This window comes from Pseudomonas sp. 2835 (assembly GCF_050435905.1).
In the GTDB taxonomy this organism is placed as follows: Bacteria; Pseudomonadota; Gammaproteobacteria; order Pseudomonadales; family Pseudomonadaceae; genus Aquipseudomonas.
Genome location: NZ_JBNDLE010000017.1, coordinates 23,426 through 45,620, shown reverse-complemented (window position 1 = coordinate 45,620; position 22,195 = coordinate 23,426). Strand labels below are relative to the sequence as shown.

The following is a 22,195-nucleotide window of genomic DNA, read 5'->3' as shown; positions in this document are numbered from 1 at the left end:
AAGGTATCGAAGGAACGGGCATGACAGATGAATGGATATGGCAGACGGAAAACGCGCAGGGCTGCGGCACAGGCCGGAGGAACCGCGCATCACCCTCCGTGATGCCGTTGGCTGTTACAGGCCGGTCTCCGGGCTTGTGAGCGGGGCCATGGACACCCGGGACCGCACGCCTTCCCGAGTGCAAACACCCAGTGGCCCTGTGCGACCTTGACTCACCTACCGTTGCGGGGGCAGCGCCGGATTCGCGCGCCTCGCGCGCCCACCGGCTTCCCTGTTTCACCCTGCCAGGCCATCGCCTGCAGAGCACCTGAAACAAGTCGCGAAGGTTAGAGGGTTGCACCCGGAGCGTCAATGAAAGGCGCTGAACTGGCCTGGATCAATGGCGCCTTTGACATCTTGTGTAACAGTGACATCAGTGATATCAAATAGCCATATCTTCGGCTGTACTCGATCACAACTATAAGGGAGAGCAGCATGCAAGGCCTGATCATCAATAATGCGCGCCTGGAATTCCTGCGCCCCGCCCTGGAACGCTGGGTCGATTGCATCGACCGCTTCAACCAGACCCTCGGTGACGGCGAGGCGCCCTATTGGCACGGCGCCCAGGCCAACCTCGGCCTGCTTTCGGCCGCTGCCTGGCAGGCCGAGCTGGTAACCCTGCAACAGCACCAGAGCAAAAAGCAGCGCGATGACGGTGATCGCGAAGGCCGTTGCGACCTGTACATCGCCAACCGCGAAGAAGCTGCCTACCTGCAGGCCAGCCAGCGCTGGCCGCGGATCGCCAAGCTCGACCTGAACAACGCCCTGGGCGAAACCGTCTACGCCGCGCGGCAGATCGCCGCGCCCAGCCAGCTCAAGGTCGCCGCATTGTTCGCCAGCCCCTGGAAAGCCGGCCAGCACGCCAGCCCCGAAGAGCTGCAGGACCTGGTCGACGACCTGCAAAAGCACAATGCCTGCGCCATTGCCTGGTACTTCCCCTACGCCTACCGCAAGCTGCACAACGAAGCCGGCCAGTATCACCCCGGCATCGCCCTGTTGCTCAAGCAGGCCTGACCCGGGGAACCTCCCACGCGTGGCACGCCTCTACTGGCAATAGCGGCGATCATTGCGAGGGATACGACATGGGCATAAAACCGATTGCACTGCTGCTGGCAGTGACTGCGGGGTTAAGTGGCTGCGGCGAGAACGCACGCCTTGAAGTCAGCGACGGGGTTGGCCCGTCGCCGCAATTGCCCGAACCGAACAAGACCCTGATCCCCACCGTCAACATCGCCCCCGCCATTGGCTGGCCCCAGGGCATGGCGCCCAAGGCCGCGCCCGGCACCCAGGTAGCGGCCTTCGCCGAAGGCCTGGACCACCCGCGCTGGCTCTACGCCCTGCCCAATGGCGACATTCTGGTGGCTGAAACCAATGCCCCGCCCAAACCCGATGACGGCAAGGGCATTCGCGGCTGGGTGATGGGCAAGGTCATGGGCCGCGCCGGCGCCGGCGTGCCCAGCGCCAACCGCATCAGCCTGCTGCGCGACAGCGACCATGACGGCGTGGCAGAAACCCGCACACCCTTTATCGAGAATCTCAACTCGCCCTTCGGCATGGCCCTGGTCGGCAATGACTTCTACGTCGCCGACACCGATCGCCTGCTGCGCTTTCACTACGAACCCGGCGCCACCTCGATCAAAGGCCCGGGCACGCCGATTGCGGATTTGCCAGGTGGCACCCTGAACCATCACTGGACCAAGAACGTGATCGCCAGCCGTGACGGCAAGAAGCTTTACGTCACCGTCGGCTCCAACAGCAATGTCGGCGAAAACGGCATGGACCAGGAAAAGGGCCGCGCGGCGATCTGGGAAGTCGATCCGGCCAGCGGCCAGACGCGCATCTTCGCCTCGGGCCTGCGCAACCCCAACGGCCTGGCCTGGGAGCCGCACACGGGGCAACTGTGGACCGCGGTCAACGAGCGTGACGAGATCGGCAGCGACCTGGTGCCCGACTACATTACCTCGGTCAAGGATGGCGGCTTCTACGGCTGGCCTTATAGCTATTTCGGCCAGCACATCGATCAGCGGGTCAACCCGTCTGATCCGAACCTGGTCGCCAGCGCCATTGCCCCGGACTATGCGGTGGGGCCGCACACAGCGTCACTGGGCCTGACCTTTGCCGAACCGGGCGTGCTGCCGGCACCTTTCGAGCAAGGCGCGTTCATTGGCCAGCACGGCTCGTGGAACCGCAAGCCGCACAGTGGCTACAAGGTGATCTTCGTGCCCTTCAGCACTGCTGGCAAACCTGCGGGCAAGCCGATCGACCTGCTGACGGGATTTCTCAACGACGAAGGCAAGGCCATGGGCCGGCCGGTCGGGGTGATCAATGATCAACGCGGCGGGTTGCTGGTAGCCGATGATGTCGGGAACACGATCTGGCGGGTGAGCAAGGCCCGGTGAACTGGGGCCGCTGTGCGGCCCATCGCCGGCAACGCCGGCTCCCACAACCCCTGGGGGAACCTAGCGCTTGCGGCAGAGGGTCAGGCCATCGCCAATCGGCAGCATCGACAGGTCCACCCGTTGGTCGTCCTTGAGCGTGCGGTTCAGGGCCTGGATGGCCCGGGTGTCTTCGCTGTGCGGTTTTTGCTCAAGCACCCGCCCGCTCCACAAGGTGTTGTCGAACAGCACCAGCCCGCCGACCCGCAGCAGGCGCAGGGCCTCTTCCAGATAGTGCGGGTAGTTGGCCTTGTCGGCATCGATGAAGATCAGGTCATAACGCGCTGAAGGCAATGTCGCCAGGGTCTGCAACGCCGGCGCCAGGCGTAGCTCGATGCGCTCGGCGACCCCGGCCTCCTGCCAATAGCGCCAGGCCACGGCGTTGTAGCTGCCTTCAAGGTCGCAACAGAGCAACTGCCCGTGCGCCATGGCCTGGGCCATGCACAGTGCGCTGTAGCCGGTGAAGGTGCCCACCTCGATCACCCGCTCGGCGCCGATCAGGCGTACCAGCAGCGCCAGCAACTGGCCCTGCTCCGGTGCCACCTGCCAGCGCGCTTCGGGCAGGGCCTGGGTTTCTTCTCGCAACCGGGCAAGCAGCGGCGTCTCGCGCAGCGACACGCTTTGCAGGTAGTGGTAGAGGGGGTCGTCGAGGTAGAGCGTCCGGGCGGTCATCGTCTACCTCGCACAGGTCAGGGGTTGCGCGCCAGGTGCGCTGGCTGTATCACGCGCTTGGCGTTCAGGTAGGTCTTTTGCCAATAGCTGTTGGACAGGTAGTCCAGGCGCACCGTTCCGCCGGTAGCCGGGGCATGGACGAAGCGCCCTTCGCCGACATAAATGCCGGCATGGCTGACCTGCGAGCCACCATTGGTGGCGAAGAACACCAGGTCGCCCGATTGCAGGTCGTTGCGCTCGATGCTCGGTGCGCGGATGCCGATCATTTCCCGGGTCGAACGCGGCAACGAGATGCCGGCGGCATCACGATAGACGTAGCCGATCAAGCCGCTGCAATCGAAACCCGAATCCGGGGTGTTGCCGCCCCAGCGGTATGGCGTGCCGACCAGGCCCAAGGCGCGGAACAGCACGTCTTCAGCAACCGGGGAGAAATACACTTGCGGGGCCATGACTGCCGGTTCGACCACTTTACGCGGGGCCGGGGCATGACTTGAGCAGGCACCGAGCAGTGCTGCGAGGGAAAGTAGAGCGAAGCGCGCCATCATCGCCATGGTCAGAACATCCTGTCTGAAGCCGCTTCGGCCAAGAGCCGAAAAGAGTTGAGAATTTAGATTAGACGCTTTCTGTAAACACGCACGGCGACGAGCTTTTCAGCTACGTCGCCGTGGTCAAACCTGTCGAAGGATCAGTTGCGCGAGAGCGTGGTCGCGGCCGGAGCCATGGCCAGTGCACGCTTGGCTTCGATGAAGGTCTTGCTCCAGTAGCGATCACCGAGCTTGTCGATGCGCACGCCACCGCTGCGGCGGCTGCTGGAATGGATGAACTGGTCGTCGCCGAGGTAGATCCCGGCGTGGCTGACGCGGCCGCGACCATTGGTGCTGAAGAACAGCAGGTCGCCTGGCTTGAGGTTGTTGCGAGCAACCAGCGGGGCCTTGACGTTGATCATTTCGCGGGTGGAGCGCGGCAGGTTGAGGCCGGCTTCTTCGCGGAACAGGTAGCCAATGAAGCCACTGCAATCAAAGCCGGTGTTCTCGGAGGTACCACCGAAACGGTAGCGGGTACCGATCAGCGACATGCCGCGTTCGAGAATGTTGTCGGCCAGGGCTGGCAGTTGGTAAGGCTTGCTGCTGGAGAAATCTTGCAGCTCTGCTTCGGTGGCCAGCTCTTCCTCGAACGTCGCCTGGACGGAGGATTTGGTCAGAACCTGAGCGGAAACCGGTTGCTGCTGAACCTGCTGCTGCGATACGGGACCTGTCGTCGCGCAGCCAAAAAGCAGGGTCACGAGTGCGAGGGGCACGAGGGGTGCGAAGCGATTTAGCATGGGCACGACCGTGTCTGGAATTTAAAGAAGTCGAGACTATGCCTTCTATCGCATCGATTTGCAAATTCAATCGAAAAAAATGTGACTTTTATGTGCCGAGGCTCTAGCTCCTGCCTTACCAGCCCAAAGTTTCTTTCAAAAACGGGATGGTGAGCTTGCGCTGAGCCTGCAAAGAGGCCTGATCGAGGCGCTCGAGCAGGTCGAACAGTGCGCTCATGCTGCGGGTACCCCGGGTAAGAATGAAGTGTCCGACCTCGTCGGTCAGGTGCAGGCCGCGGCGCGAAGCACGCAGTTGCAGGGCGCGCAGCTTGTCTTCGTCCGACAGCGCACGCATCTGGAAGATCAGCGCCAGGGTCAGGCGCGACTTGAGGTCGGCGAGCTTGATCGGCAGTTCGCGGGGCGAGCTGGAGGCTGCGAGCAGCAGGCGCCGGCCGCTGTCGCGCAGGCGATTGAAGAGGTGGAACATCGCCTCCTCCCACTCCGGCTTGCCGGCAATCACATGCAGGTCATCGAGGCAGACCAGTTCGTACTGTTCGAGGTTGTCGAGCAGTTCGACGCCGCGGTCGAGCAATTGCGCCAGGGGCAGGTACACCGCCGGCTCACCCAGTTGCTCGAAGCGCAGGCAGGCGGCCTGCAGCAGGTGGGTGCGGCCCACGCCCTGTTTGCCCCACAGGTAGATCAGGCTTTCGGTCCAGCCGGCGTCGGCTTCGCAGAGTCGCTCGACGTAGCCCAAAGCGGCGGCGTTGGCACCCGGATAGTAGTTGATGAAGGTGGCGTCATCACGCAGACGCACACCCAGGGGCAACTGGATCGGTTTCATGCTGGCTGGGCCGTTCCGGGGAACCGCAAGGGGCCTTTTGTGAAAAGTCTGCAAAGTTTATACCCGTGGCGCCCCTCGCACAATCGGCGCATACCACAAGTAAAATCAAAGGCTTGCATTAGCGGGTAATGGCCAATGCAAGCCAGGTGCTATCAAGCTAGAGATCCGGGTCGATTTCGCCCGCATAGATATCCGACTCTTTATACAGGTCATGCACATGGCGCAGCAGCACCATGATCACCGCCGCCACCGGCAAGGCCAGCAGCACCCCGGTAAAGCCGAACATCTCGCCACCGGCGAGGATGGCGAAAATCACCGCCACCGGATGCAGGCCAATGCGGTCACCGACCAGCAATGGCGTCAACACCATGCCCTCCAGGGCCTGGCCAATCATGAACACTGCAGCGATGCCCAGCAGCGGGTACGGGTCGCCACCAAACTGGAACAACCCGGCGATCATCGCCGCACCGATGCCAATGATGAAGCCCATGTACGGCACGATCGCCGCGAGGCCCGCCAGCAGGCCGATCAGCAGGCCCAGCTCCAGGCCCACCAGCATCAGCCCCGAGGCATAAATGATGCCCAGCGCCAGCATCACCAGCAGTTGGCCGCGAACGAAAGCGCCCAGCACTTCATGGCACTCACCGGCCAATGCCACCACCCGTTCCTCGCGCTGGCGCGGCAGCAGGCTGCGGATCTTGGCCATCATCAGGTCCCAGTCGCGCAGCAGGTAGAAGCTCACCACCGGGATCAGCACCAAGTTGGCCAGCCAGCCGATCAGGGCCAGGCCCGAGGCGGTGGCCTGGGACAGGATGACCCCGACGATGTCGGTGGTCTGGCCCATGTGCTCGCTGATGGCGGCCTTGATCTTGTCGAACTTCCAGAAGCCATCGGCCAGGCCCAGGCGCGTCTGCACCCAGGGCAGGGCCTGGTGCTGCAGCCAGTCGAGCATCTGCGGCGCCAGTTCGTACAGGCGCACCAGCTGCTTGGCCAGCATCGGCACCAGCACCAGTAGCAGCAAGGTCAGCAGCAGGGTGAACAAGGCGAACACCACCACCACGCCCCAGGTGCGCGACAGGCCGGCGCGCTCCAGCCGATCGACCAGCGGATCGGCCAGGTAGGCCAGCAGGATGCCAACCAGGAATGGCGAAAGGATCGGGTGCAGCCAATAGAGCAAGGCCGCGCACAACAGCGCCCCGCCTACCCATACCCAGCGACGTGTATCAGTCATGAACGGCTCCCGGCCAGGTCAGGGTTTACCAACGAAAACGCAGCCCGTTGAAAGGTTGCGGGGCGGCGGCCTGGGTTGCCCCGGGGTTGCCCGGATCGGCAGCCACAGGTGCCGCTGGCGCTTCGGCCGGCAGTTCCTGCAATTTGGCCAGGCCCAGTTGCGCGCGCAACTGATCGCTATTGCCGGTGACCTGGTAGGTCAGGGTATCGCCCTGCACCACCTTGAGCCGCGCGCCGTAAGGTTCGAGCACCCGGCCCAGTTCGGCATAGCGCTCCAGGGTCATGCCCTGGACCTGCACCTGCATCTCGCTGCTGGCGCCCGGACGGGCGACGAAGCGCGGGGCCAGGCGGTTGCTGACGGCGAGCATGACGGCATCGGCCAGGGCCGCCTGATCGGCGCCCTCGGCGGTGCCCTGCTCGCGCTGGTCGCCCAGCCACAGGCGCCACTTGCCCTGCCATTTGCCATCGGCTTCGCTGGCGTGCACCGCCAGCAAGGCATCGGCGCCGTAACGCTCGGAAGCCTCGCGCAGCGGCGCCGGATCAGTGCCCTCAAGGTTCTTGCCGGTCGCCACCAACTGTTCCTGCAGGTCGGCCAGCGGCAAGCGCAGCGGCAGGCCGCGGTGCTGGGCGGCACGGCGCAGCGGTTCGGCGCTGCCCTGGCCGTCGCCGACCAGGTTCGAACCTTCGACGCTGTCGTTCAACCACCAGCCGAGGATCGAGGGCCGGTTGTTGCCCCACAGGGCCAGGCCTGCCTGGCGCAAGGCGCGCTCGGTGCTGCCCGGGTCGAAGTCGACCAGCACGGTTTCCGGCGGGCCGGCTTCGAAGCCGAACTGGCTGATGATCTGTTGCGGGTCTTTGCGCAGCGCAGCCAGGTTCGGGCTTTGCGCGGCCTTGGCGTCGCCGGTCAGGCGCAGCACCAGGGTTTCGAGGGCTTTTTCAGTGGCCTGGGTGCGGGCTTCGGCGCCCTGGCCAGTGACCGGTTCGCGGACCTGATAGAGGCCGGAGAGGGTTTCGGCCTGAGCCGAGAGGCCGAACAGGGCCAGACAGCCGGCGGCCAGGTAATTACGCAAACGCATGGAGGATTCCTGTCCTGGTAATAAAGAAGCGTGGGCGACAAAAATGGACGCAGCTCAGACCGCAGCACCCGGTAAAACATTCAACCGCTGGCGGCAAATTCTGCCCATCGCCTTTGCTATACCTTATACAGCCTGCGCCGCGGCAACCAGTCGCGCGCTGTTAAAGCGTATTTTTCGCAACATTTAAGGCCCTGCCCGTCGGCCTGAGGATGGCCGCTAGGGGGCAACCCTGATAAAATCGCGCGCCTTCGCAGACCGGCGACGGTCAGGCAGCCGGATTTCCTCCGCCTTGCCTGGCAGGTCACGGTCGATTCCCCTGAATCCCTCCCCCCTAAAGGCCTGGATCATGAGCAAGCAACCCTCCCTGAGCTACAAGGACGCCGGTGTAGACATCGACGCCGGTGAAGCATTGGTCGAACGCATCAAAGGCGTTGCCAAGCGCACGGCGCGCCCGGAAGTCATGGGCGGCCTGGGCGGTTTTGGCGCCCTCTGCGAGATCCCGGCCGGCTACAAGCAGCCGGTTCTGGTCTCCGGCACCGACGGCGTAGGCACCAAGCTGCGCCTGGCACTGAACCTGAACAAGCACGACAGCATCGGCCAGGACCTGGTCGCCATGTGTGTCAACGACCTGGTGGTCTGCGGTGCCGAGCCGCTGTTCTTCCTCGACTACTACGCAACCGGCAAACTCAATGTAGAGGTCGCCGCCACCGTGGTGACCGGTATCGGCGCGGGTTGCGAACTGGCTGGTTGCTCCCTGGTCGGCGGTGAAACCGCTGAAATGCCAGGCATGTACGAAGGCGAAGACTACGACCTGGCCGGTTTCTGCGTCGGCGTGGTAGAAAAAGCCGAAATCATCGACGGCTCCAAGGTTGCCACCGGCGACGCCCTGATCGCCCTGCCATCGTCCGGCCCGCACTCCAACGGCTACTCGCTGATCCGCAAGATCATCGAAGTTTCCGGCGCCGACATCGAAACCGTACAGCTCGACGGCAAGCCGCTGACCGAACTGCTGATGGCCCCGACCCGCATCTACGTCAAGCCCCTGCTCAAGCTGATCAAGGACACCGGCGCGGTCAAGGCCATGGCCCACATCACCGGTGGCGGCCTGCTCGACAACATCCCGCGGGTACTGCCAAAAGGCGCCCAGGCCGTGGTTGACGTCGCCAGCTGGGAGCGCCCGGCGGTGTTCAACTGGCTGCAACAGCAAGGCAACGTCGACGAGCACGAAATGCACCGCGTATTGAACTGCGGCGTCGGCATGGTCATCTGCGTTGCCCAGGACCAGGTCGACAACGCCCTGAAAGTCCTGCGTGAAGCCGGCGAGCAGCCATGGGTCATCGGCCAGATCGGCGTCGCTGCCGAAGGCGCTGCCCAGGTCGAGCTGAAGAACGTCAAGGCACACTGATGCCGAGCAAGACCTGTGATGTCGTGGTGCTGTTGTCCGGCACCGGCAGCAACCTGCAAGCATTGATCGACAGCACCCGCACCGGCGACAGCCCGGTGCGGATCTGCGCAGTCATCTCCAACCGCGCCGACGCCTACGGCCTGCAGCGCGCCAAAGACGCCGGTATTGCCACCGCCGTGCTCGACCACAAGGCCTTCGACGGCCGCGAGGCATTCGACACGGCACTGGTCGAGCTGATCGACGGCTACCAGCCGCAGCTGGTGGTGCTGGCCGGTTTCATGCGGATCCTCAGTGCCGGCTTCGTCCGTCACTACCAGGGCCGCCTGCTGAATATCCACCCTTCCCTGCTGCCCAAGTACAAAGGCCTGCACACCCACCAACGGGCGCTGGAAGCCGGCGATGCCGAGCATGGCTGCAGCGTGCATTTCGTCACCGAGGAACTCGATGGCGGGCCGCTGGTCGTACAGGCAGTAATACCGGTAGAGTTGGATGACACGCCAGAACGTCTGGCACAGCGGGTTCACAGCCAGGAACACCTGATCTATCCGCTGGCGGTGCGCTGGTTTGCCGAGGGCCGTTTGCGCCTGGGCGAGCACGGTGCTCTACTGGATGGCCAGCCTCTGGCGGCCAGCGGCCACTTGATTCGACCCTAGGAGAAATTATGCGTCGCGCCCTGCTCTTCGCTCTCGCCGTGCTCGCGCTGCCGTTGCAGGCAGCCGATCTGAAGCCTTTCTCGGCCAGCTACACTGCCGACTGGAAGCAGCTGCCCATGAGCGGCACTGCCGAGCGCAGCCTGGAAAAGAACGCCAACGGTACCTGGAACCTCAACTTCAAGGCGTCGATGATGATCGCCAGCCTGACTGAGCAAAGTACCCTGAAGCTGGACAAGGACACCCTGTTGCCACAGACCTACCACTTCGAACGTGGCGGCCTGGGCAAGGCCAAGAAGGTCGATCTGGATTTCGACTGGACCAGCAAGAAGATCACCGGCAGCGACCGCGGCGACGCGATCAACCTGCCGCTCAACCGCGGTGTACTGGACAAGTCCACCTATCAGCTGGCCCTGCAGCACGACGTGGCAGCTGGCAAGAAGAGCGTGAGCTACCAGGTGGTCGATGGCGACGAGATCGACACCTACGACTTCCGCGTCCTGGGCAGCGAAAAAGTCACCACCAAGACCGGCCAGGTCGATGCCATCAAGGTCGAGCGCGTGCGCGACCCGAGCCAGAGCAAGCGCATCACCGAGCTGTGGTTCGCCAAGGACTGGGATTACCTGCTGGTGCAACTGCGCCAGGTCGAGACCGACGGCAAGGAGTACGTGATCGTACTGCAGGACGGCACGGTCGACGGCAAGACGGTCAAGGGCAACTGATTGCCTGACTGCTGGTAACACCCGAAACCCCGCCAAGTGCGGGGTTTCTTTTTACACCCTTGGTAGGAGCGGGCTTGCCCCGCGATCGCAGGCTACCAGTCACATCGCATCGCGGGGCAAGCCCGCTCCCACAGGGACATGAAAGATGTTTCATGCGCCGTTTATTTACTTAGCCTGCTAACAAATTCTATAAAAGAGACCTGCGACACGGTGCCGCAGTTAACTGAAAGTGGAGTTTGCAGATGACTGTCAAAGTAACTGAGCGCGACGAAAGCAAAATGTCTCACGAAGGCCTGGCTGCAGGCGTGCGCATCTGGGATGTGCATCAGCAGGGCGAGTTGGTCGGCATGTTCCACAACGAGCATGAGGCCCACAGCTACCGTATCGAGCTGGAATACCTCGAGAACAGACGGCAACAGCAATAACCCCCTTCAGAATAAAACAAACCCCGCCGAAGCGGGGTTTGTCGTCTTTACCACATCAGATCGTCAGGGATCACGTAGGCCGCGTACGGATCGTCGGCATCCGGCTCTTCAACCTGGGTGTTGAGCAGGACAATGCGCTGCGGGTCGCGCTCCTGGATCTTCAGCGCCGCTTCACGGGGAATCACTTCGTAACCGCCGCCATGGGCAACGATCGCCAGCGAGCCACTGCTCAGCTTGCTGCGCATCAGGGCGTTGACCGACAGGCGCTTGACCTTCTTGTCGTCGACGAAGTTGTAGTAGTCCTCGGTGGTCAGCTTGGGCAGGCGCGAGACTTCGATCAATTGCTTGACCTGGGCGGCGCGGGCCTTCTGCTCGGCCTTCTCCTGCTGCTGGCGGTTGAGCTCCTGGTCGCGCTTGGCTTTTTCCGCCATGGCTTCCTTGGCCAGCCGCTGCTGGGTATCGTCGACCTCGACCTGGCCTTTGTGCTCCAGGCGCTTTTGTTTCTTCTGTTCTTTACTGACCTGCTTGACCTGTTTCTGGTTGACCAGACCGGCCTTGAGCAATTGGTCGCGAAGGGAAAGGCTCATCGTTCACTCACTTATGCAACAGCTCAGCCGCAGCTGGGCAGGTTCTTTTCCTGACGTTTGGCTTCGCCCCAGAGCGCGTCCATGTCTTCGAGGGTGCAATCTTCAATCGGACGGCCTATGTCGCGCAATGCCTGTTCGATAAAACGGAAACGTCGCTCAAATTTTTTGTTCGCCCCGCGCAGGGCGTTTTCCGGGTCGACCTTCAGGTGCCGGGCCAGGTTGACTGCAGCGAACAACAGGTCGCCGAGCTCATCGGCCAGTGCCACGCTGTCATCGTCGGCCATGGCCTGCAGCACTTCATCAAGCTCTTCGCGGACCTTGTCGAGCACCGGCAAGGCGTGCGGCCAGTCGAAACCGACCTGGGCCGCACGCTTTTGCAGTTTGGCCGCGCGCGACAGCGCCGGCAATGCTGCCGGCACGTCGTCGAGCAACGACAACTGCTCGGGCTCGCCCTTCTCGGCGCGCTCCTGGGCCTTGATCTGTTCCCAGCGCTGCTTGACCTGGGCTTCGTCTAGCCTGGGTGTGTCGAGGGCGGCGTACAGCTCGCCGCTTGGGAACACGTGCGGGTGGCGGCGAATCAACTTGCGGGTGATGCTGTCGACCACGCCGTCGAACTCGAAACGGCCTTCTTCGCGCGCCAGCTGGCTGTAGTAGACCACCTGGAACAGCAGATCACCGAGTTCGCCCTGCAGGTGCTCGAAGTCGCTGCGCTCGATGGCGTCGGCCACTTCGTAGGCTTCTTCGAGGGTGTAGGGGACGATGGTCGCGTAGGTCTGCTTGAGGTCCCACGGGCAGCCGTGCTGCGGGTCGCGCAGGCGGGCCATGAGGTGGAGCAGGTCGTCTAGGGTATACATCTTGGGTTCCTTATCGCGGGTCAAGCCCGCTCCCACAGAGCATCCCTGTAGAAGCGGGCTTGAGCCGCGATAGCAGTCTTACGGCGTACGGTTACGCCGCGTCTCGATGATGTTCGGCAGCTGCGAAATCCGCCCCAGCAAGCGCCCGAGGGCATCAAGGCCCGGGATCTCGATGGTCAGCGACATCAGCGCGGTGTTGTCTTCCTTGTTCGAGCGGGTGTTGACCGCCAGCACGTTGATCCGCTCGTTGAGCAGGACCTGGGAAACGTCACGCAGCAAGCCCGGACGGTCGTAGGCACGGATGATGATATCCACCGGGTAGGTCTGTACCGGCACAGGGCCCCAGCTGACCTGGATGATCCGCTCCGGTTCGCGCCCGGCCAGTTGCAGCACCGAGGCGCAGTCCTGGCGGTGGATGGTCACACCGCGGCCCTGGGTAATGTAGCCAACGATCGCATCGCCCGGCAGCGGCTGGCAGCAACCGGCCATCTGCGTGAGCAGGTTGCCGACGCCCTGAATCTGGATGTCGCCACGCTTGCCCGGCTTGTAGCCGGTAGCCTTGCGCGGCACCAGCTCGACGTGATCGCTGCGTTCGGGCTCGACCAGTTGCTGCGCGGCGTTGACCAGGTGCGCCAGGCGCAGGTCACCGGCGCCCAGCGAGGCGAACATGTCCTCGGCGGTGCGCAGGTTGGCTTTTTCCGCCAGGCGTTCGAAGTCGACCTGCGGCAAGCCCAGGCGGTTGAGTTCGCGTTCGAGCAGGGTCTTGCCGGCGGCGACGTTCTGATCGCGGGCCTGCAGCTTGAACCAGTGGACAATCTTCGCCCGTGCCCGCGAGGTGGTGACGTAGCCCAGGTTCGAGTTCAGCCAGTCGCGGCTGGGGTTGCCGTGCTTGCTGGTGATGATCTCGACCTGCTCACCGGTCTGCAGGCTGTAGTTGAGCGGCACGATGCGCCCGTTGATCTTCGCCCCGCGGCAGTTGTGACCGATCTCGGTGTGCACCCGGTAGGCAAAGTCCAGCGGCGTGGCGCCCTTGGGCAGGTCGATGGCGTGGCCGTCGGGGGTGAACACATAGACCCGGTCCGGCTCGATATCAACGCGCAGCTGTTCGGCCAGGCCGCCGATGTCGCCCAGTTCTTCGTGCCATTCCAGCACCTGGCGCAACCAGGAGATTTTCTCTTCGTAGTGGTTGGAGCTGGGTTTGACGTCGGTACCCTTGTAGCGCCAGTGCGCGCAGACGCCGAGCTCGGCCTCTTCATGCATGGCGTGGGTGCGGATCTGCACCTCGAGGACCTTGCCCTCAGGGCCGATCACCGCCGTGTGCAACGAGCGGTAGCCGTTTTCCTTGGGGTTGGCGATGTAGTCGTCGAACTCTTTGGGAATGTGCCGCCAGAGGGTGTGGACGATGCCCAGCGCGGTGTAGCAGTCGCGCATTTCCGGGACCAGCACGCGCACCGCGCGCACGTCGTAGATCTGGCTGAACTCCAGGCCCTTGCGCTGCATTTTGCGCCAGATCGAATAGATGTGCTTGGCCCGGCCGCTGATGTCGGCGTTGACCCCGGTGGCCAGCAGTTCGTTCTGCAGCTGGTTCATCACGTCGCTGATGAAGCGCTCGCGGTCCAGCCGGCGCTCGTGCAGAAGCTTGGCGATCTGCTTGTACTGATCGGGTTCGAGGTAGCGGAAGGACAGGTCTTCCAGCTCCCACTTGATATGACCGATACCCAGGCGGTGGGCGAGCGGTGCGTAGATGTCGAAGACTTCGCGGGCGACGCGGTTGCGCTTCTCGTCGTCGGCGCCCTTGACCGCGCGAATCGCGCAGGTCCGCTCGGCCAGCTTGATCAGTGCCACGCGCACATCGTCGACCATGGCCACGAGCATCTTGCGCAGGTTCTCGACCTGCGCCTGCGAGCCCAGCACCAGTGACTGGCGCGGGCTGAGGCTGGCGCTGATGGCGGCCATGCGCAGCACGCCGTCGATCAGCTTGGAAACCACCGGGCCAAAGCGCTGGCCGACTTCAGCCAGGGTCACCTTGCCTTCGCGGACGGCGCGGTAGATGACCGCGGCGACCAAAGAGTCCTGGTCGAGCTTGAGGTCGGCAAGGATTTCGGCGATTTCCAGGCCGGCCTGAAAACTCGACGTGCCATCGGCCCAGGAATGCTTGGCCGGGTTGCCCTTCTTCTCGATGTCCTGGGCGAACTCGCAAGCGGCCTTGAGGGCCTCCCGGTCCAGCGCCAGGTCGACGCTCACCACATGATCCAGCCATGCTTCGAGATTGATACTGCCGTCGGTGTTGACCGGCTGGTGCACTCTCACCTGTACCATCTTTGTTTACCTTTCCCTACAGCGCATTCGCGATGCGCTTGAAATCACTGGTGCTGCCCCTGCCGGACCCAAGGTGCAGCGCCGAACGCGTCAGCCTGGCTAACCCGCTTCGAATAACGCCATGGCTTCGACATGCGCCGTTTGAGGAAACATGTCGAGAATCCCGGCACTTTTTAACCGGTAACCCTGCCTGACCAGTTCAACGGTGTCGCGGGCCAGGGTCGCCGGATTGCACGATACATAAACAAGACGTTTCGCGCCGAGGTCTGCGATTTTTCGCACAACCTCAAATGCACCATCACGCGGTGGGTCCAAGAGTACCGCAGAAAAGCCTCCTGCGGCCCAGCCCGACGCCGCCAAAGGCTGCGATAAATCGGCCTGAAAAAACTGCGTGTTATGCAAATTGTTGCTACGGGCATTGGCGGCCGCCCGCTCGACCATCGCCTGCACCCCTTCCACCGCCACCACTTCCCGCGCCTGCCGGGCCAGCGGCAGGGCAAAATTGCCCAGGCCGCAGAACAGGTCGAGCACGCGTTCATCGGCCTGCGGCGCCAACCAGGCCAGGGCCTGCTCGATCATCGCGGTGTTGACCTGGGCGTTGACCTGGACGAAATCGCCCGGTCGGTACGCAAGCTCAAGGTTCCAGGGTTCAAGGCGGAAACCGAGGCTCTGACCGGCGTCCAGCGGCAAAGGTTCACCCTCGCCTTGCAGCCACAGCTGTACACCGGCTTCGGCGCAGAACGCCTGCAGGCGCGCCAGGTCGCCCTCGCCCAATGGCCCGGTATGGCGCAACAGCAGCGCCAGTGCGGTACCGCTGAACAATTCGACGTGCCCTACCAGTTGCGGCTTGCTCAGGCTGCGCAACAGCGTTGGCAGGTGGCGCATGATCGATTGCAAGGGTTGTACCAGCACCGGGCAGTCGTCGATGGCGACAATGTCCTGGCTGGCTTCGGCGCGAAAACCGACGTCCAGATGTTTCGCCTTGTTATCCCAACGCACGGCAACCCGTGCCCGGCGCCGGTAGCCGAATTCCGGCCCGGTCAGCGGTGCAGCCCAATGCTCAGGCTGCACGCCAGCGACGCGCTGCAACTGCTCGGCCAACAGGCGTTGCTTGAGCGCCAGTTGATCGGCATGGGGCAGGTGCTGCAGGTTGCAGCCGCCACAGCGGTCGAAATGCTTGCACGGGGCTTCGCGGCGCGCCGGGCTGGCAGTGAACACCCGCTCAAGGCGGGCCTCGACCACCTTGCCGTGGGTGTTGAGCACCCGCGCTTCGACGTCTTCCTCGGCCAGGGCGCCACTGACGAACCAGGTGCGACCGTCGAGAAAGGCGATGCCACGGCCGTCACCGGCCAGGCGCTCGATGCTCAGGCGCTGCTTTTTGCCGGTGGGGATCTGTGGCGCACGGGTGCCACCGGCCGGCTGAAAGCGCAGGCCGCTGTTGCGTTTGTTCTTGGACATCAGTTCACTGAATCGAAAATGCCGGTCGACAGGTAACGGTCGCCACGGTCGCAAATGATCGCCACCATCACGGCGTTTTCCAGCTCGCGGGACAGGCGCAGCATGGCTGCCACTGCACCACCGGAGGACACGCCACAGAAAATGCCCTCTTCACGGGCCAGGCGGCGGGTGGTTTCTTCGGCTTCGCTCTGGGCCATGTCGACCACGCGATCAACGCGCTCGGACTGGTAGATCTTCGGCAGGTATTCCTGCGGCCAGCGGCGAATGCCGGGGATGGCCGAGCCTTCCATCGGCTGCAGGCCGACGATCTGCACCGCCGGGTTCTGCTCCTTGAGGTAGCGCGAGCAGCCCATGATGGTGCCGGTGGTGCCCATGGAGCTGACGAAGTGGGTAATGGTGCCCTGGGTCTGACGCCAGATTTCCGGGCCAGTGCTCACGTAGTGGGCTTCAGGGTTGTCGCCATTGCCGAACTGGTCGAGCACCAGCCCACGGCCTTCGGCCTGCAGGCGGTCGGCCAGGTCGCGGGCGCCTTCCATGCCTTCTTCCTTGCTGACCAGGATCAGCTCGGCGCCGTAGGCGGTCATCGCCGCCTTGCGCTCGGCGCTGGAATTGTCGGGCATGATCAGGATCATCTTGTAACCCTTGATCGCCGCCGCCATGGCCAGAGCGATGCCGGTGTTGCCCGAGGTCGCTTCGATCAGGGTATCGCCCGGCTTGATCTGCCCACGCAGTTCGGCCCGGGTGATCATCGACAGCGCCGGCCGGTCCTTGACCGAGCCTGCCGGGTTGTTGCCTTCGAGCTTGAGCAGGAGGGTATTGCTGGTTTCGCCGGCAATGCGCTGCAAGCGGACCAGAGGCGTGTTGCCGACGCAATCGGCGATGGTTGGGTACTGCAAGGTCATGGCGTATTCGCAATCCAGACTGCGGGGGCGCCTATCATACCGGCAAACGGGATTTGCCCATATCACGCAATGTGTTGGGGTTATAGCTGCGAGCTATAAGCAATAGATCTTCCACAGTGGATTCGCGTGCACCTGAACCCTGTGGGAGCCGGCCTTGCCGGCGATGGGCCACGAAGCGGACCCGCGATCACACTGCTGGCAGTTGCATGTTCAGGCGCAAGCCCTGCCCGGTATTCTGCGCCCACAAGCGCCCGCCCTGACGGACGATGGCGTTACGGGCAATGCTCAGGCCCAGCCCGAAGCCGCCATCACCGGGCCGCGATCCGTCCAGCCGGGTAAAGGGCGCGAAAATGCGCTCCAGCTCACGTTCCGCCACGCCCCCGCCCTGGTCTTCCAGCCAGATCAACCAGTCATCGCCCTGGCGCCGACCATCCAGGCGAATCACACCACCGGCTGACGAATGCCGGATTGCATTGCGCAGGATGTTCTCCAGGGCCTGGGCCAGGCTGTTGAGGTTGCCCTGCACCCAGCACGAGGCATCCAGGGCGCAGTGCAGTTGCGCAGCCGGCCAGGCACTTTCGTAGCAGGCGTCTTCGGCGAGCATCTCCCACAGCGCCTGGACCTGGATCGGCTCCTTGCTCAACGGCGCCCGCTCGGTGTCGAGCCAGGCCAGTTGCAGGGCATCTTCGACCAGATGCTGCATGCAGTCGATTTCGCGGCCCAGGCGTACGCGCAGCTGTTCGGCATCCGCCTCGCTGTCGCAAGCTACGCGCAAGCGGCTCAAGGGCGTGCGCAGTTCGTGGGAAAGGTCGCGCAACAGCTGCTGTTGCAGCGCCACCGTGCCCTGCAGGCGCTCGGCCATGTCGTCGAAGGCGCGCCCCAATTCGCCCAGCTCGTCCTGGCGGCTGGTGGTGCTGCTGGCGACCCGCGCCGAGAGCTGGTCGGCGCGCCAGGCGTTGGCCTGCTCGCGCAACTGGATCAGCGGCACAATCAGCATGCGGTAGAGGCCGACGCACAGCAGCAAGGTAAACAGGCCGGGGATGATGCCATTGGTCACCACCCGCCACAGCACCCGGTATTGCCCGGGCGCCAGGCGTTGCGGCAGCTCCATGACCAGGGTGCCCAGGTGCGGCTGCTGCGGGAACGGCAGGCGCATCCACGGCATGCCGATCGAGCGCGGGCTCACCGGCCAGTCGATGCCACGCAAAAATGTCAGGCGCCGGCTTTCAACCTCGTTGAGCGGCGCGCTGCTCAACGACTGCAGGTCAGGGCCGATCACCCCGACCCAGCCGGATTCCTTTTCACGCAGTAGCGCCAGCCAGGCGTCGATACCGGCCTGCCCGCCTTGCAGCCAGGCCTGCTCGGCTTCGCTGGCATAACCTTGCAAGGTGCTTTTGGCCTGCTCGGAAAGGAACGCGTTCTGGGTGTCCATATGCCGGCCCCAGGTCCAGCTCAGGCCGATCATCAACAGGCAGAAACCCACCAGAAGGATGGCCAGTTTCCAGAACACGGAGTGACGATTGGGCACTTCAGTGGACCTCGACGGCACTGAGCACATAGCCCTTGCCCCACACCGTGCGCACCTCGCGCTCAAAATAGCCGATGGCCTTGAGCTTGCGGCGGATCTGGCTGACATGCATGTCCAGGCTGCGATCGTGACGGGCATAACCGCGCTGCAACACCTGCTGATAAAGGAAGGCCTTGCTCAACACTTCTTCATCGCTGCGTTGCAGGGTATCGAGCAAACGGTACTCGCTGAGGGTCAGACCCGCCCATTGCTCGCCATAGCTGACATCGCAGGTTTCGTCATCAAAACGCAACTCCCCGGCCTGCACCTGCGCGGGTTGCTGATGTCGACGCTCCAGCGCCACCCGGCGCAGGATAGCTTCGATACGCACTTGCAACTCGACCATGCTGAAGGGCTTGGGCAAGTAGTCATCGGCACCGCGCTGGAAGCCGGTGATGCGGTCGGCCTCGGCGCCCAGCGCCGACATCAGGATCACTGGCGTCGAGCTGCTCTGGCGCAGTTGCGCCAGCACATCCAGGCCATTGAGGCCGGGCAGCAGGATATCCATCAGCACCACGTCAAAGCAGCTCTTTTGCGCGACCTGCAGGCCATCGTTGCCATTCTGGCACCAGGTGACCTTGAAGCCACCGCGTTGCAGCTCTTCACGCAGGTACGCACCCAGGACTGGATCGTCCTCGATGGCAAGGATGTTGGAGGTGCGAATAGATACAGGAGTCATTGGCCGATGCTAGCAATTCTCAATCACGCGATTATTCGGCATTCGCTGCGCACAGGCAACCGGGGCTCGACCAAAGCCCCTTATACAGTTGGCAATCGACAAAAGCAGATACAAATGAGTGCATTACGCGAGTAGGCGCGGTACTTTTCCGACTTGGTCCGTCAGCAGGAGCTGGCGGAGGCTTACAGCGCTTACCGGGCACAGGAGAGTGGCGTGCTGAATAGATTGGGGATCAGAAGCCGCGTGCTGTTGCTCGCCTTGTTGCCAGCCGGCCTGATGGCGCTGGTATTGGGCGGCTACTTCACGTGGCTGCAGCAGAGCGAGCTGCAGACCCAACTGCTGCAACGCGGCAAGATGATTGCCGAGCAGCTGGCCCCGCTGGTGGCGCCGGCCCTGGCGCGCCACGACCCGGCGCAGCTGGAGCGCATCGCCGCCCAGGCCCTGGAGCAGTCCGATGTTCGTGCCGTGGCTTTTCTCGGCCCCGATCGCAACGCCCTGGCCCACGCCGGTCCGAGCATGCTCAACCAGGCGCCCACCGGTGGTGGTACGCAGTTGCTGCAGCGCACCGGCAATGACGCCACCCGTTACCTGCTGCCAGTGTTCGGCCGTCACCGCGACCTTGCCGGCGAGCTGATCCCCGGGGAAGCCGACCGCCTGCTCGGCTGGGTTGAAATCGAGCTGTCCCACGACGGCACCCTGCTGCGTGGCTACCGCAGCCTGTTCACCAGCCTGCTGCTGATCCTCCTGGGCCTGGCCGCCACTGCCCTGCTGGCCTTGCGCATGAGCCGCACGATCAACGGCCCGATTGGCCAGATCAAATACGCGGTCACCCAGTTGAAAGACGGCAACCTCGAAGAACGCCTGCCGGCCATGGGCAGCTACGAGCTGGATGAGCTGGCTGCGGGTATCAACCGCATGGCCGAGACCCTGCACAACGCCCATGAAGAACTGCAGCACAGCATCGACCAGGCCACCGAAGACGTACGCCAGAACCTGGAAACCATCGAGATCCAGAACATCGAACTGGACATGGCGCGCAAGGAGGCCCTGGAGGCCAGCCGGATCAAATCCGAGTTCCTCGCCAACATGAGCCATGAGATCCGCACACCGCTGAACGGCATCCTCGGTTTCACCCATTTGCTGCAAAAAAGCGAACTGACCCCGCGCCAGCTCGACTACCTGGGTACCATTGAAAAGTCCGCAGGCAGCCTTCTGGGCATCATCAACGAGATCCTCGACTTCTCCAAGATCGAGGCCGGCAAGCTGGTGCTCGACAGTATTCCGTTCAACCTGCGCGATTTGATCCAGGACACCCTGACCATCCTCGCCCCGGCGGCCCACGCCAAACAGCTGGAGCTGGTCAGCCTGGTGTACCGCGATACGCCGCTGTCGCTGGTCGGTGACCCGCTGCGGCTCAAGCAGATCCTCACCAACCTGGTCAGCAACGCCATCAAGTTCACCCGCGAAGGCACCATCGTTGCCCGGGCCATGCTCGAGGATGAGCGTGAAGACAGCGTGCAATTGCGCATCAGCGTTCAGGACACCGGTATCGGCTTGTCCAGCCAGGATGTGCGGGCGCTGTTCCAGGCCTTCAGCCAGGCCGACAACTCGCTGTCGCGCCAGCCCGGTGGCACTGGCCTGGGCCTGGTGATTTCCAAGCGCCTGATTGAACAGATGGGCGGCGAGATCGGCGTCGACAGTACGCCCGGCGAGGGCTCGCAGTTCTGGATCAGCCTGAGCCTGCCCAAGGCCCGCGACGATGCCGAAGACCTGCCGATGCAACCGCTGGTGGGCCGCCGCGTAGCGATTGTCGACAGCCACGAACTGGCGCGCCAGGCCCTGGAACATCAACTGGAAGACTGTGGCCTGAGCGTCAGCCTGTACACCACCGTCGAACAACTGCTGCACGCGGTCGAAGCCGCGACCCTGGCCGGGCAACCCTTTGAGCTTGCGGTGCTTGGGGTCAACCTCGACAGCCTCTCGCCGGAGCGCCTCGGCCAGTACATCCAGCAGCTGGAAAACCTCGCCTGCCAGGCCCTGGTGCTGTGCCCGACCACCGAACAGGCGCTCTATCATCCGTACCTGCCCAACGCCCACGGCCAGTTGCAGGCCAAGCCTGCCTGCACGCGCAAATTGCGCCGGGCCCTGGTCGAGATGGTCCAGCCACGGCGCCCGGGCAGCGAGAGCAAGCCGGTGTCCGACCAGCCGTTGCCCAAAGTGCTGTGCGTCGACGATAACCCGGCCAACTTGCTGCTGGTGCAAACCCTGCTCGAAGACCTCGGCGCCGAAGTGCTGGCGGTCGACAGCGGCTATGCAGCGGTTCAGGCGGTGCAGGACGAGCGTTTCGACCTGGTGCTGATGGACGTGCAGATGCCCGGCATGGACGGGCGCGAATGCACCGAGCAGATCCGCCAGTGGGAAAGCAGCCAGAGCGGCCCGGCGCTGCCGATCGTGGCCCTGACCGCCCACGCCATGGCCAACGAGAAACGCGCCCTGCTGCACAGCGGCATGGATGACTACCTGACCAAGCCGATCAGCGAGCGCCAGCTGGCCCAGGTGGTGCTCAAGTGGACCGGCATGGCCCTTGGCGCGCCACGCCCGGAACGCCCGCTGGAGCGCACACCCGACAGCAGCGAACTGAAGGTGCTCGACCCCGAGGAAGGCCTGCGCCTGGCTGCTGGCAAGCCGGACCTGGCCGCCGACATGCTGGCAATGCTGCTGGCGTCGCTGGACTCTGACCGCGAAGCGATTCGCGCCGCCCGCGAGGCAGCCGACCGCAATGGCATGATCGAGCGCGTGCACCGGCTCAACGGCGCCTCGCGTTACTGTGGCGTACCGCAACTGCGCGCCGCCTGCCAACGCAGTGAAACCTTGCTCAAGCAGGATGACCCGCAGGCGCCGCAAGCCCTGGATGAACTGGACCGGGCCATCACCCGGCTTACCGCCCAGGCGCGCATGAGCGCCTGACCCCTGGCTGACCTGGGGCAAGGCCTAATCCTTGCCCCTTGGTTAAACTTTCCGGCAAAGCCTTCAG

At 63.7% G+C, this 22,195-nt stretch carries 20 protein-coding genes and 1 riboswitch; of the genes, 7 read left to right on the top strand and 13 right to left on the bottom strand.

Annotation, left to right across the window (positions count from 1 at the left end):
- Positions 1-102: 102 nt before the first annotated feature.
- Positions 103-326: riboswitch (cobalamin riboswitch) on the bottom strand.
- A 148-nt stretch (positions 327-474) separates the two neighbouring features.
- Both ABIE20_RS21075 and ABIE20_RS21070 read left to right on the top strand, forming a co-directional pair.
- Positions 475-1,053: a hypothetical protein gene (locus tag ABIE20_RS21075; protein ID WP_429507087.1), complete on the top strand. Its 579-nt coding sequence runs from the start codon at positions 475-477 to the stop codon at positions 1,051-1,053.
- Between the two features lie 68 nt (positions 1,054-1,121).
- Positions 1,122-2,438 carry a PQQ-dependent sugar dehydrogenase gene (locus ABIE20_RS21070; RefSeq protein WP_429507085.1) on the top strand — a complete coding sequence of 439 codons (1,317 nt, stop codon included), beginning with the start codon at positions 1,122-1,124 and terminating at the stop codon, positions 2,436-2,438.
- Positions 2,439-2,498: 60 nt separating this feature from the next.
- Here ABIE20_RS21070 and ABIE20_RS21065 read toward each other — a convergent pair whose 3' ends face one another.
- The 6 genes from ABIE20_RS21065 to ABIE20_RS21040 all read right to left on the bottom strand — a co-directional run bounded on the left by ABIE20_RS21065 (position 2,499) and on the right by ABIE20_RS21040 (position 7,593).
- Positions 2,499-3,146: an O-methyltransferase gene (locus ABIE20_RS21065; protein ID WP_429507083.1), complete on the bottom strand. Its 648-nt coding sequence runs from the start codon at positions 3,144-3,146 to the stop codon at positions 2,499-2,501.
- A gap of 17 nt (positions 3,147-3,163) precedes the next feature.
- Positions 3,164-3,697, bottom strand: coding sequence for a C40 family peptidase (locus ABIE20_RS21060; protein WP_123567119.1), 534 nt, complete (start codon positions 3,695-3,697; stop codon positions 3,164-3,166).
- A 134-nt stretch (positions 3,698-3,831) separates the two neighbouring features.
- Positions 3,832-4,467: a C40 family peptidase gene (locus ABIE20_RS21055; protein ID WP_429507082.1), complete on the bottom strand. Its 636-nt coding sequence runs from the start codon at positions 4,465-4,467 to the stop codon at positions 3,832-3,834.
- A gap of 115 nt (positions 4,468-4,582) precedes the next feature.
- Complete coding sequence (hda, locus tag ABIE20_RS21050) at positions 4,583-5,287, bottom strand: DnaA regulatory inactivator Hda (RefSeq protein WP_010220358.1); 705 nt, start codon at positions 5,285-5,287, stop codon at positions 4,583-4,585.
- A gap of 157 nt (positions 5,288-5,444) precedes the next feature.
- Entirely contained in the window at positions 5,445-6,518 is a 1,074-nt protein-coding gene (locus tag ABIE20_RS21045; protein WP_429507081.1) for an AI-2E family transporter, read from the bottom strand.
- A 25-nt stretch (positions 6,519-6,543) separates the two neighbouring features.
- Positions 6,544-7,593: a DUF2066 domain-containing protein gene (locus ABIE20_RS21040; RefSeq protein ID WP_429507080.1), complete on the bottom strand. Its 1,050-nt coding sequence runs from the start codon at positions 7,591-7,593 to the stop codon at positions 6,544-6,546.
- A gap of 346 nt (positions 7,594-7,939) precedes the next feature.
- Here ABIE20_RS21040 and purM point away from each other — a divergent pair, with 346 nt between their 5' ends.
- The 4 genes from purM (at position 7,940) to ABIE20_RS21020 (ending at position 10,795) form a co-directional block, all read left to right on the top strand.
- A complete protein-coding gene (gene purM / locus ABIE20_RS21035; RefSeq protein ID WP_429507078.1) occupies positions 7,940-8,998 on the top strand; it encodes a phosphoribosylformylglycinamidine cyclo-ligase in 1,059 nt (352 codons plus the stop codon).
- Positions 8,998-9,651 (top strand): phosphoribosylglycinamide formyltransferase, encoded by a 654-nt coding sequence (purN, locus tag ABIE20_RS21030; protein WP_115085736.1) that lies wholly within the window; start codon positions 8,998-9,000, stop codon positions 9,649-9,651. The genes purM and purN overlap by 1 nt, the downstream gene beginning before the upstream one ends.
- A gap of 8 nt (positions 9,652-9,659) precedes the next feature.
- Entirely contained in the window at positions 9,660-10,370 is a 711-nt protein-coding gene (locus tag ABIE20_RS21025) for a DUF3108 domain-containing protein (RefSeq protein WP_429507076.1), read from the top strand.
- A gap of 242 nt (positions 10,371-10,612) precedes the next feature.
- The gene (locus ABIE20_RS21020) at positions 10,613-10,795 is read left to right on the top strand and encodes a hypothetical protein (protein WP_038993913.1); all 183 of its coding nucleotides are present in this window, start codon (positions 10,613-10,615) and stop codon (positions 10,793-10,795) included.
- A gap of 47 nt (positions 10,796-10,842) precedes the next feature.
- On the opposite strand, the gene ABIE20_RS21015 is transcribed toward ABIE20_RS21020, so the two are convergent.
- The 7 genes from ABIE20_RS21015 to ABIE20_RS20985 all read right to left on the bottom strand — a co-directional run bounded on the left by ABIE20_RS21015 (position 10,843) and on the right by ABIE20_RS20985 (position 19,161).
- Entirely contained in the window at positions 10,843-11,382 is a 540-nt protein-coding gene (locus tag ABIE20_RS21015; RefSeq protein ID WP_115085734.1) for a DUF2058 domain-containing protein, read from the bottom strand.
- Between the two features lie 23 nt (positions 11,383-11,405).
- Positions 11,406-12,236 carry a nucleoside triphosphate pyrophosphohydrolase gene (gene mazG, locus ABIE20_RS21010; protein ID WP_429507075.1) on the bottom strand — a complete coding sequence of 277 codons (831 nt, stop codon included), beginning with the start codon at positions 12,234-12,236 and terminating at the stop codon, positions 11,406-11,408.
- Between the two features lie 78 nt (positions 12,237-12,314).
- A complete protein-coding gene (gene relA / locus ABIE20_RS21005) occupies positions 12,315-14,555 on the bottom strand; it encodes a GTP diphosphokinase (RefSeq protein ID WP_045195574.1) in 2,241 nt (746 codons plus the stop codon).
- Between the two features lie 99 nt (positions 14,556-14,654).
- On the bottom strand, positions 14,655-16,013 hold the full coding sequence (gene rlmD / locus ABIE20_RS21000) for a 23S rRNA (uracil(1939)-C(5))-methyltransferase RlmD (RefSeq protein ID WP_429507073.1): 1,359 nt from the start codon (positions 16,011-16,013) through the stop codon (positions 14,655-14,657).
- Positions 16,013-16,915 carry a cysteine synthase CysM gene (cysM, locus tag ABIE20_RS20995; RefSeq protein WP_429507071.1) on the bottom strand — a complete coding sequence of 301 codons (903 nt, stop codon included), beginning with the start codon at positions 16,913-16,915 and terminating at the stop codon, positions 16,013-16,015. Before cysM ends, rlmD begins: the two co-directional genes overlap by 1 nt.
- 187 nt (positions 16,916-17,102) lie before the next feature.
- A complete protein-coding gene (locus ABIE20_RS20990; protein ID WP_429507070.1) occupies positions 17,103-18,473 on the bottom strand; it encodes a histidine kinase sensor domain-containing protein in 1,371 nt (456 codons plus the stop codon).
- Positions 18,445-19,161, bottom strand: coding sequence for a response regulator transcription factor (locus ABIE20_RS20985; protein ID WP_429507069.1), 717 nt, complete (start codon positions 19,159-19,161; stop codon positions 18,445-18,447). The genes ABIE20_RS20990 and ABIE20_RS20985 overlap by 29 nt, the downstream gene beginning before the upstream one ends.
- A 213-nt stretch (positions 19,162-19,374) precedes the next feature.
- Between ABIE20_RS20985 and ABIE20_RS20980 the strand changes: the two genes are divergently transcribed.
- Positions 19,375-22,128, top strand: coding sequence for a response regulator (locus ABIE20_RS20980; protein ID WP_429507067.1), 2,754 nt, complete (start codon positions 19,375-19,377; stop codon positions 22,126-22,128).
- Positions 22,129-22,195: the final 67 nt, after the last annotated feature.